Genomic DNA, 10,409 nt, shown 5'->3' with positions numbered 1-10,409 from the left:
CCCGGGCCCACCGCCCCCCGAGCCAACACGAAGTTCTCGGTGGCCTTCGCCGACCGGCCGTTCCCGTCGACCAGAGCGAAGAAGAATCCGTCCACGGTCATCTGGCTGCGGTGGGCCCGCATTGCCGCGATCTTCGCGGCGAAGAAGCCCGGCGCCTCGATCGTCGTGGTGACCTTGGTATCGGGAACCGACAGCAGCATGTCCGAGGGCATCGTGATCCCCTCGGGGACCGTCTTCGCCAGGTCGGACCGCCAGATGCGGTCCACCGCGGACTCGACCGCGGAGTGGGACAGCGCCGTCTCGTACAACTTCGAGACCTGCCAGGTCGGACCCGCGTCGGGAGCGAAGTCCGGATCGGCCGCGTCGGCGAAGGCCCGGACGGTGACGTCGTGCGCCCTGATGTGATCGGGATGACCGTAGTCCCCGATCGCGTCGTAGGTCACGATCACCTGCGGCCGGACCTCCCGCACGATCCGTACGAGCGCCTCGGACGCGTCGTCCATGTTCGCCCGCCAGAAGCAGCGCGGGTCGTCGTTCGCGGGGCTGTCCAACATGCCGCTGTCCCGCCAACGACCGGCGCCCCCGAGGAAGCGGTAGTCGGTGACGCCGAGCTCGGTACACGCCTGTTCCAGCTCCCCGATCCGGTATCCGCCGAGCTGGTCCGCGCGGTCCGCCCGCAGGTTGGTCAGCTCGGGGACCAGCACCTCGCCCATCTCGCCCAGCGTGCACGTGACAAGGACCACCTGGGTGTCGGGATCGGCGGCGTAGCGGGCCATCGTCGCCCCGGTCGCGATCGTCTCGTCGTCGGGATGAGCATGGACGAACACGATCCGACGGGCCGGCAGCGCACCGGAACCTTGAGTAACCGGCATAGCTTGACGGTAGGGGCGACCCACGGACGGCGCATCTCGACCATCGAACCGGTAACTTGCGGATACAGAGCCCGCAATCGCATCGATAACCCATAAGAGACAAACAGCTCACAGATCAACGAATCGACGAAGGCGGGCGGAAAGAACAAAGATCTTCATCCAAGCATGATCCGGGGAACGGGAAGGGCATGAGTGATGCACCCGCCAGACAGGACGTCCGATGGACTCGGGAGGCCATTCGCCGAGTCGAGGCCGACACCAACAGGTCGGCGGACACCCACCTGTTCCCCCTGCACCTGTGGCCGGCGGAACGGAGCGTGGACATCTATCTGAAGGACGAGTCGACGCATCCCACCGGCTCGTTGAAGCACCGCCTGGCCCGGTCGCTGTTCCTCTACGGGCTGTGCAACGGCTGGATCCGGGAGGGGACGACGATCGTCGAGGCGTCCTCCGGGTCGACCGCGGTCTCGGAGGCCTACTTCGCCCGCATGCTCGGGCTCCCCTTCATCGCCGTCATGCCCGCCTCGACCAGCACGCAGAAGATCGCCCTGATCGAACGTGAGCGGGGTCGCTGCCACCTGGTGGCGGACGCCACCACGGTGTACGCGGAGGCCAGGCGGCTGGCCGAGGCCACGAACGGTCACTACATGGACCAGTTCACCTACGCGGAACGAGCGACGGACTGGCGCGGCAACAACAACATCGCCGAATCGATCTTCAATCAGATGGCGTTGGAGCGCCATCCCATCCCCACCTGGATCGTCGTCGGCGCCGGCACCGGGGGCACCAGCGCCACGATCGGGCGTTATCTGCGGTACCGGCAGCACAACTGCGCGCTGTGCGTCGTCGATCCCGAGGGCTCGGTGTTCCATCGCGCCTGGTCCACCGGCGACCCGCACGTCACCGGCGGGCACTCCCGCATCGAGGGCATCGGCCGCCCACAGGTGGAGCCGAGCTTCCTCCCCGACGTCGTCGACCGGATGATCACTGTGCCCGACGCGGCGTCCGTCGCGGCCATGTTGTTCCTGGAGACGCTGACGGGCCGCCGGACGGGTGCCTCCACCGGGACGAACCTCTGGGGCGCGGTACGGCTCGCCTGCGAGCTGGTGTCCTCCGGTCACCGCGGCAGCGTGGTCACCCTGATCTGCGACGGCGGCGAACGGTACGCCGACACGTACTACTCCGGTTCCTGGCTCGACGCGGCCGGCCTCGACCCGCGGCCGTTCACCGAGATCCTCTGCCAGGCCGTGACCTCCGCGGCCTGGCCAGGCTGAGGCGGCCTGGCCTGATCGGGTTGAGGCAGCCGGGCCGGGCTGGGCGGCCTGGCCGGCGCGGTGGCGACCCACCGAAAGCGATGCTACGGTTCCTCTGGCCACTAAATGCCACCGGTAAATTACCTACTGCGGTGATTTTATGCGGAACCTGTCGCAGGATCCGGCCGGGCAACGACCGGCCGACTCCGAGCCCGCCCGGCACGGCGAGACGGTCCTGATCGCCGAGGACGATGCCGCGTTGCTCGAGGTCGCCCGGCGGATCCTGAGCCGCAACGGCTACGAGGTGCTGGCGGCTTCCACCGCCCTCGACGCATGCTCGATCGCGATCGAGCACCGGGGCGACATCCACCTGCTGCTCACGGACGTGATCATGCCGCGCATGCAGGGCAGGGAACTCGCGAACCGCATCCGGGCCCAGCAACCCGGCATCCGGGTGCTCTACATGTCGGGATACGCCGATCCCGTTCTCACCGCGCAGGGGAAGCTGGACCCAGGGGTATCGCTGTTGACCAAACCCTTCTCCGAACGCACCCTGCTGGACAAGGTCCGGCAGGTCCTCGATACTCCCCGCTGACCGGCCGCATACCCGGGGGACGCGGGGACGTTCAGGCAGAGACCGGCCGTCCGCGCAGAACGATGAGGTCCGGGGCGCCGAGCACCGCGACGTCGGCCCGCGGGTCGCTCGGATACACCACCAGATCGGCCCAGGCGCCCTCGGACAGGCCCGGATAACCGAGCCAGGAGCGGGCCCCCCAGGTCGCCGCGTCGAGCGCGGCCGCAGCCGGCAGCCCGGCCAGGCGAAGCTCGGCCACCTCGGCGGCGACCAGTCCGTGCGGGAGGCTTCCCCCTGCGTCGGTACCGACAAAGATCGGGATGCCGGCGTCGTAGGCCGCCCGCACCGTGTCATGGCGCCGGGCGTACAGGGCGCGCATGTGCCGGGCGTAGGCGGGGAACTTCGCCTCGGCGCCCGCAGCGATGTCCTCGAAGGTCGCGATGTTCACCAGGGTTGGCACGATGGCGACCCCCCGCTCGGCGAACAGCGGGATCGTGTGCTCGGTGAGACCGGTGGCGTGCTCGATGCAGTCGATCCCCGCCTCGACGAGATCCGCGAGGGAGTCCTCGGCGAAGCAGTGGGCGGTGACCCGGGCTCCGGCGGCGTGCGCCGCGTCGATCGCGGCCTTCGCCACGTCCGCGGGCCAGCACGACGCCAGGTCGCCCAGCCCGCGGTCGATCCAGTCGCCGACGAGCTTCACCCACCCGTCGCCCCGGCCGGCCTGCGCGAGGACCTCGGCGACGAGGTCGGTCGGCTCGACCTCCGCCGCGTAGTTGCGGAGGTATCGCCGGGGCCGGGCGATGTGCCGGCCGGCCCGCACCAGCCGGGGCAGGTCGTCACGGGCGTCGATCCACCGGGTGTCGGCCGGGGAGCCGGCGTCGCGCAGCAGCAGCGCGCCCGCCGCCCGGTCGGTGATGATCTGCTGCTCGGCGGTGGGCCTGTCGACGGCGCCGTGCGCGGCGAGGCCGACATGGCAGTGAGCGTCGACGAGGCCGGGCAACACCCATCCGGAGACCGTCCGTACGTCCCGGGCCGCCGCGCCGGTGGGAGCGGAGAAGGTGATCCGGCCGTCGACGACCCAGACCTCGTCACGGACCTCCGTCGGACCGACCAGCACGCCGCCACGGATCCGCAGCGCCGGCGCGTTCATATTCACGTCATATCCCTATCACCGTCGTCCGGTCACCGTCGTCCGGTCACCGTCGCGCCGGCACCAGGCCCGTGGCGAGGACGCGCCGCCCGATCGGGCCCCGGAAGCACTCAGACGTCGAGCTGCGACTCGACGGCGCGCAGCCGATGACGGGCCAGCGCGAGGTTCGCGCGCGGCTTGTCGAGCACCAGATAGAGGAACAGGCCACGGCCGGAATGGCTCTGCAACAACCGGATCAGATGATACTGGCGACCCAGCGTAATCAGGACGTCCTCGATGGTGTCCTGAAGCCCGAGACTCTCCATCGTCCGAATCTTCGCCCGGATGACCTCGGTGTTTCCGGCCGCAGCGATCTCAAGGTCGATCACATGCGTGTTACCGGCCGTTCCGAGGGTCATTCCACTGGTGAAGTCGACGAGGGCAACCCCAAGCGCCCCGCTTATCTCGAGCGATTCCTTCAGGGCAATGTCGACGCTGTTCATATCGCCTCCCGTGTGTTCGAGGTCGACGGCAGCTCCGACGCTGCCCCCGTTGTGCACTGGCGCCAGTTCACGCGAACCGCGCGTTGACAGTCGTCCCCGCAGCCAGTCCCCGCAGACCGGAAACCGCCCGGTCTACGACCGCTCGCACAACTTTAAGCCCACCCGACCGGATCGCGTGCGGGTGGGCGGAAAAAATGGGCTCGGTGGACAGGCGGACCACACGCCGAACCAGAAAAAGAGATGGCGATTCACTCGAAAAGAACCTGATCTTCACGCCATGAAAAGTCTGCCTCATCGAATACGTTGCACAAGAGCCCGAAGATGACAGATCACGTGCCGGCGGAGGTCGGTCCGGCGAGGAGTCGGGTGCCGTCGGGAAGGTTGCCCGAGGCCGCAGCGTCGCGGAGGTACTCCCACAGGACCCGTTGCAGCTCGACGGCGGCACGGGTCGGCTCGACGTCGCGGCGACGCGCCAGCCCGATGGTGCGTTGCAGCCCCGGGAGCACGAACGGGGTGACCCGCATGCCGAGCCGGTGGGCGACCGTGCTCGGAATCACCGCGCTGCCCAGACCCGCCGCGACGAAACCGAGCACGGCGTCCATCTCCCCGCCCTCGATCGCGAAAATCGGCTCGAATCCGGCCTCCCGGCAGGCCGTCACGGTGGCCTCCCGCAGGTCGTAGCCGCGGCGGAACATCACCATCGGGTGGTTGCGCAGATCGGCCACGGTCAGCGGGCGTCCGGCGACGATCGGTGGCTCGTCCAGCGACGAGACGAGGACCAGGCTCTCGCGGATCAGCGGCGAGGTCGCCAGTGCCGGGTCGCTGCTCTGCAGCGGAAGGATGATCAACGCCAGGTCCAGGCTGCCCGCGGCCAGATCGCGGACGAGGTCGCGTGATCCCCCCTCCTCGACCAGCAGGCGGATGCCCGGGTACCGCTGGTGGAACAGTCGCAGCACGTCGGGCAGGAAGCCGGTGCACAGGCTCGGGGTGGCACCGAGGCGCACCGTGCCGTGGCGCAGGTCGAGCAGCTCGGTGACCCGCTGGCGGGCGGTCTCGGTGTCGGTGAGGATGCGCCGGGCGAGCGGCAGGAGCGTCTCCCCCGCCGGGGTCAGGCTGATGTTCCCCCGCGCGCGGTTAAACAAAGGTGTGCCCAGCTCCTGTTCCAAGGCGCGGATCTGCTGGGATAGGGACGGCTGGGCGACATGCACCCGCTGGGCGGCCCGGGTGAAGTGCCGGGTCTCCGCGACGGCGACGAAATAGGCGAGCTGGTGGAGCTGCACGCCGCCAGCGTAGACGTCGATAGGACGGCACTATCGAGTCCAGGTTTATCATGTCTTGGACCACTGGAGGGAGTGCGCTCTAGGGTGCGCTCGTGGCTGTGACAACCCCGGCGCGGTCGGCGTCCCCTGCGCCCACCCCGCGGCCCCCGCGATCTTCGTCCGTCCTGCGCAACCTGTGGCGGTCAACCATCGGCAAAAAGACCGTGATGGCCGTCACAGGGCTGCTGATGCTCCTGTTCCTGATCGCTCACATGCTCGGGAACCTGAAGATTTTCTTTGGCCGCGACGACTTCGACCACTACGCCGGCTGGCTCCGGACGATCGGCGAGCCGGTCCTGCACGATACGTGGTACCTATGGATCCAACGCGTCGTGCTGGTGCTGGCCGTGGGCCTGCACACGGTGTCCGCGTACCAGCTCAGCCGGCGTGACCTGCGGGCCCGGCCGACAAAGTACGTCCACCGCCAACGAGCCCGGGCCAGTTATGCCACGCATGTGATGCGCTACGGCGGAATCACCCTCGCGTTGTTCATCGTGTACCACATCCTCGATTTCACGACGCTGACCCTCAACCGACACGGGGTCGAAGGTGCCGCCTACGACAACGTCGTGTCGAGTTTCAGCGTGTGGTGGGTCACGCTCATCTACATCGCCGCCATGATCTCCCTCGGGCTCCACATCCAGCACGGCTTCTGGAGTGCGGCCCAGACCCTCGGTGTCAACAACCCGAAACGGGACCGAGTTTTCAAGGCCACCGCCAATGTCCTCGCGGTTCTCCTCACGGTGGGATTCGTGATCGTTCCGGTGTCGGTTCTCGCCGGCCTGGTGGATTGACGGCACGGCACTGGACCGATGGGGCACTGCACCGATGGGTCACTGCACTGGTGGATTGAACAGCCGACGGCTCCGCGGCCGGCCTTGCGTGGCGCGGTGCCGGAAGCATGGGAAGGGCTGACATGTCGTTTTACAACCTCGGTGCCGACATCGCCGACACCGCGGCGCCGGACGTCCCGATCGAGCAACGCTGGGACAAGCAACGCTTCACCGCCAAGCTGGTCAACCCGGCCAACCGGCGCCGCCACACCGTGATCGTCGTCGGCACGGGGCTCGCCGGTGGCGCCGCCGGCGCCACCCTCGCCGAGCAGGGCTACCGGGTCATCCAGTTCTGCTACCAGGACTCGCCGCGCCGGGCGCACTCCATCGCCGCGCAGGGCGGCATCAACGCGGCGAAGAACTACCGCAACGACGGCGACTCGGTCTACCGGCTGTTCTACGACACGGTGAAGGGTGGCGACTTCCGCTCCCGGGAGTCCAACGTCTACCGTCTCGCGCAGACGTCCACCCAGATCATCGACCAGTGCGTGGCGCAGGGTGTGCCCTTCGCCCGGGAGTACGGCGGCCTGCTCGACACCCGGTCGTTCGGCGGCGTGCAGGTCTCGCGGACCTTCTACGCCCGGGGCCAGACGGGTCAGCAGCTGCTGATCGGCGCCTACCAGGCGCTGTCCCGGCAGATCGATGCCGGCGGCGTGGAGATACACCCGCGCACCGAGATGCTCGACCTGATCGTCATCGACGGGCACGCCCGCGGCATCGTCGCCCGCGACCTGGTCACTGGCCAGGTCTCCACCTACCTCGCCGACGCCGTCGTGCTCGCCACCGGCGGGTACGGCAACGTGTTCTACCTGTCGACGAACGCCAAGAACTCCAATGCCAGCGCGATCTGGCGGGCGTACCGGCGCGGGGCGTACTTCGCCAACCCGTGCTACACCCAGATCCACCCGACCTGCATCCCCCGCTCCGGCGACTACCAGGGCAAGCTCACGCTGATGAGCGAGTCGCTGCGCAACGACGGCCGCATCTGGGTGCCGAAGAAGGCGGGCGACACCCGCTCGCCCGACACCATCCCGGAGAACGAGCGCGACTACTACCTCGAGCGGATCTACCCGGGATTCGGCAACCTGGTCCCCCGTGACATCGCGTCGCGGGCAGCGAAGTACCAGTGCGACGCCGGTCGCGGCGTGGGTCCGGGCGGGCTCGGCGTCTACCTCGACTTCGCCGACGCCATCAAGCGGATGGGCGAGGACAAGGTCCGCGAGAAGTACGGCAACCTGTTCGAGATGTACGAGCGGATCACCGCCGAGGACCCCTACAAGGTGCCGATGCGGATCTACCCGGCCGTCCACTACACCATGGGTGGGCTGTGGGTGGGCTACGATCTACAGAGCAGCATTCCGGGGCTCTTCGTGATCGGGGAGGCGAACTTCTCCGACCACGGCGCCAACCGTCTCGGCGCGAGCGCGCTGATGCAGGGTCTCGCCGACGGCTACTTCGTGCTGCCGCCCATGCTGGGTGACTACATCGCCTCGACGAAGCTGGGCGCGGTCGACGCGAGCCATCCCGCGGTCGCGGAGACGGCGGCCGAGGCGACGGGCCGGCTGACCCGCCTGCTCGCCGTGAACGGTGACCGCACCGTCGACTCGTTCCACCGTGAGCTCGGCGAGATCATGTGGGACGAGTGCGGGATGGCGCGCAGCGAGGACGGCCTGCGCAAGGCGCTGGGGCGCCTTCCGGAGCTGCGCGAGGAGTTCTGGCGCCAGGTCAAGGTGCCGGGCGACGCGGGTAGTGTCAACCAGAGCCTGGAGCGGGCGAACCGGGTGTCGGACTTCCTCGAACTCGGCGAGCTGATGTGTGTCGACGCCCTGCACCGCGAGGAGTCCTGCGGGGGGCACTTCCGGGTCGAGAGCCAGACCCCGGACGGCGAGGCCCTTCGCGACGACGACCGGTTCGCCTACGTCGGGGCCTGGGAGTTCGCCGGCACGGAAACCCCGCCGGTGCTGCACCGCGAGGTTCTGGAGTTCGAGCACGTCCACCTCGCCCAGCGTAACTACGCGTGAGGCGGTACCGGTCAATGGATCACGACTGTACGAGGAGCCGACCGTGAAGCTCACCCTTCGGATCTGGCGCCAGGCCGGACCGGACGAACCGGGCCGCATGGTCACCTACGAGGTGCCCGACGCGAACCCGGACATGTCCTTCCTCGAACTGCTCGACGTGCTCAACGAGCGGCTGACCCTGCGGGGCGAGGAGCCAGTCAGCTTCGACCACGACTGCCGCGAGGGCATCTGCGGCGCCTGCGGAGTGGTCATCAACGGCCAGGCCCACGGCCCCCGGGAACGGACCACCACCTGCCAGCTGCATGTGCGAGAGTTCTCCGACGGGGACGTCATCGACGTCGAGCCGTGGCGCTCGGTCGCGTTCGGCGTCGTCCGCGACCTGATGGTGGACCGCTCCGGCCTCGACCGGATCATCCAGGCCGGCGGCTACATCAGCGCCCCGACGGGCAGCGCCCCCGAGGCGCACTCCACCCCGGTGCCCAAGGCCGTCGCGGACACGGCGTTCGACAACGCCACCTGCATCGGCTGCGGCGCCTGCGTCGCGGCCTGCCCCAACGGCTCGGCCATGCTGTTCACCTCGGCGAAGGTCGTGCACCTCAACAGCCTGCCCCAGGGCGCCCCGGAGCGGGCGAGCCGCACACTCAACCTGGTCGAGGCCATGGACGCCGAGGGCTTCGGCGGGTGCACCAACACCGGGGAGTGCACCGTCGCCTGCCCGAAGGGCATCCCACTGGACAGCATCGCCACGCTCAACCGCGAGGTTCTGCGGGCCTCGATCGGCCTCCGGTAGATCCGGTAGGCATCCCCCGACCTGAAGATCGGCGCGTTCCGTCCATAGGTGTCCACCCGACGTCCATAGGCTTGCCTGGACGAATGGCTGTACGCGCAGCACGGGACCGGCCCGCATCACGAGCCTGAGAGACCTGTGACGCGGCCGTCGCTGGCCTGGCCGGAATGCTTCCACCCAGGTCAGCGGCGGCCCCATGCCCGTCAGGGACCACCCCGTCGCCGGCTTGGCCAAGGAACGGATCACACGCCAGCCCGAGCACACAACCCATCCGGCTCGGCCGCCTCTGCTTCCACCAGCACAACACAGACCATCCACGATGATCATCGAGTGCCGTTGCAGTCCTCCAACCGGCTCCTCGTCCCGCTTACCGCGGCCGACCAGCGCCAGGCCCCACCCGAGCCGCGCGACGCGCTCCGCATCCTCGATCGCCACGTCGACAGCTACATCGACCACGCCCGGCTCGCACCCGCAGCCTGAAACGTGACACAGATGTGAAGAACCTACAGACCAAAGATCGCTAGACGGGTAAGTCCTATGTGGTTCGGGAACACGACGCGCGGTAGTTGTAGCCGGCCCAGCCGGCAACCTCGGAATGCTGGACGGTCGGCCGAGAGGCCCCGCACGGCACCGGGGTCGAACCAATGATCCAGCGGTTGTCGAACCAGAAGTCGCTGTCCGCGGCCACCTCCCGGATCATCCGCTTGACCAGCGGTAACGCCGCACGCGGCCGTTTGTTGTACCTCGACTGCCCGGGCAGCTACGGGAACATCCCGGCGAGGTGCTTGCGCGCGTAGCGCAGCCATCGGGCCTCCGAGCGGTGGCCGAGCAGGGCTTGGGCGACCGCGGGGCATCGGACTTACTCGTCTAGGTGCGGGATCGCTCCAAGGGCTTCGGCAGTGAGTTTCTGGGTGTTCTGTGCTTGTTCGGGGTTGGCGAGACAGACAGCGACGTAGAGGGCATCGAGGACCGTGAGGTGGATGCTTTGGCTGCTCATGGCTTCCATGCCGAAGTCGGTCTCGCGGCTACCGGCGACCAGGCAGGTGTCGACGACCTTAGTGGTTGAGCCTGGAAGTCCTTCGGGGGTGCAGTGATTCAGCTGGGTTCGGCGGGGAGGT

General features: G+C 68.4%; 10 protein-coding genes and 2 pseudogenes. 6 read left to right on the top strand and 6 right to left on the bottom strand.

Annotated elements, in window-relative coordinates; translation table 11 throughout:
• Nucleotides 1–872: N-acetyl-1-D-myo-inositol-2-amino-2-deoxy-alpha-D-glucopyranoside deacetylase (gene mshB / locus AC08OX_RS10160; protein WP_476607577.1), on the bottom strand; the 872-nt coding region annotated here is incomplete at its 3' end.
• Nucleotides 873–1,060: 188 nt separating this feature from the next.
• Here mshB and AC08OX_RS10155 point away from each other — a divergent pair.
• Nucleotides 1,061–2,146: a PLP-dependent cysteine synthase family protein gene (locus tag AC08OX_RS10155; protein WP_476607576.1), complete on the top strand. Its 1,086-nt coding sequence runs from the start codon at nt 1,061–1,063 to the stop codon at nt 2,144–2,146.
• A gap of 139 nt (nt 2,147–2,285) precedes the next feature.
• Nucleotides 2,286–2,720, top strand: coding sequence for a response regulator (locus tag AC08OX_RS10150; RefSeq protein WP_476607575.1), 435 nt, complete (start codon nt 2,286–2,288; stop codon nt 2,718–2,720).
• 31 nt (nt 2,721–2,751) lie between these two features.
• Here the strand turns inward: AC08OX_RS10150 and AC08OX_RS10145 are convergent, their stop codons facing one another.
• From AC08OX_RS10145 to AC08OX_RS10135, 3 genes are all read right to left on the bottom strand, one after another.
• Nucleotides 2,752–3,849 (bottom strand): amidohydrolase family protein, encoded by a 1,098-nt coding sequence (locus tag AC08OX_RS10145; RefSeq protein ID WP_476607578.1) that lies wholly within the window; start codon nt 3,847–3,849, stop codon nt 2,752–2,754.
• A gap of 110 nt (nt 3,850–3,959) precedes the next feature.
• A complete protein-coding gene (locus tag AC08OX_RS10140; RefSeq protein ID WP_476607574.1) occupies nt 3,960–4,331 on the bottom strand; it encodes a hypothetical protein in 372 nt (123 codons plus the stop codon).
• A 329-nt stretch (nt 4,332–4,660) separates the two neighbouring features.
• Entirely contained in the window at nt 4,661–5,611 is a 951-nt protein-coding gene (locus AC08OX_RS10135; RefSeq protein WP_011437843.1) for a LysR family transcriptional regulator, read from the bottom strand.
• Between the two features lie 164 nt (nt 5,612–5,775).
• Between AC08OX_RS10135 and AC08OX_RS10130 the strand changes: the two genes are divergently transcribed.
• The 4 genes from AC08OX_RS10130 to AC08OX_RS10115 all read left to right on the top strand — a co-directional run bounded on the left by AC08OX_RS10130 (nt 5,776) and on the right by AC08OX_RS10115 (nt 9,771).
• The gene (locus tag AC08OX_RS10130; protein WP_349256631.1) at nt 5,776–6,444 is read left to right on the top strand and encodes a succinate dehydrogenase cytochrome b subunit; all 669 of its coding nucleotides are present in this window, start codon (nt 5,776–5,778) and stop codon (nt 6,442–6,444) included.
• A 122-nt stretch (nt 6,445–6,566) separates the two neighbouring features.
• Nucleotides 6,567–8,504: a fumarate reductase/succinate dehydrogenase flavoprotein subunit gene (locus AC08OX_RS10125; protein ID WP_476607573.1), complete on the top strand. Its 1,938-nt coding sequence runs from the start codon at nt 6,567–6,569 to the stop codon at nt 8,502–8,504.
• Between the two features lie 43 nt (nt 8,505–8,547).
• Nucleotides 8,548–9,294 (top strand): succinate dehydrogenase/fumarate reductase iron-sulfur subunit, encoded by a 747-nt coding sequence (locus tag AC08OX_RS10120; protein ID WP_011437846.1) that lies wholly within the window; start codon nt 8,548–8,550, stop codon nt 9,292–9,294.
• A 327-nt stretch (nt 9,295–9,621) separates the two neighbouring features.
• A complete protein-coding gene (locus tag AC08OX_RS10115; protein WP_476607572.1) occupies nt 9,622–9,771 on the top strand; it encodes a hypothetical protein in 150 nt (49 codons plus the stop codon).
• Between the two features lie 64 nt (nt 9,772–9,835).
• Here the strand turns inward: AC08OX_RS10115 and AC08OX_RS10110 are convergent.
• Both AC08OX_RS10110 and AC08OX_RS10105 read right to left on the bottom strand, forming a co-directional pair.
• Nucleotides 9,836–10,144, bottom strand: a pseudogene (locus tag AC08OX_RS10110) (transposase family protein); the annotation flags it as partial.
• A 6-nt stretch (nt 10,145–10,150) separates the two neighbouring features.
• Nucleotides 10,151–10,409, bottom strand: a pseudogene (locus AC08OX_RS10105) (hypothetical protein); the annotation flags it as partial.

Source organism: Frankia sp. CoBUL1 (assembly GCF_978021245.1).
This window is presented reverse-complemented; position numbering and strand designations above follow the sequence as displayed.

What these genes read in the sequence shown, in the direction of transcription:
- AC08OX_RS10155 (WP_476607576.1), top strand. Translation starts at nt 1,061, where the DNA reads ATGAGTGATGCACCCGCCAGACAGGACGTCCGATGGACTCGGGAGGCC.
- AC08OX_RS10150 (WP_476607575.1), top strand. Translation starts at nt 2,286, where the DNA reads ATGCGGAACCTGTCGCAGGATCCGGCCGGGCAACGACCGGCCGACTCC.
- AC08OX_RS10145 (WP_476607578.1), bottom strand. Translation starts at nt 3,849, where the DNA reads ATGAACGCGCCGGCGCTGCGGATCCGTGGCGGCGTGCTGGTCGGTCCG.
- AC08OX_RS10140 (WP_476607574.1), bottom strand. Translation starts at nt 4,331, where the DNA reads ATGAACAGCGTCGACATTGCCCTGAAGGAATCGCTCGAGATAAGCGGG.
- AC08OX_RS10125 (WP_476607573.1), top strand. Translation starts at nt 6,567, where the DNA reads ATGTCGTTTTACAACCTCGGTGCCGACATCGCCGACACCGCGGCGCCG.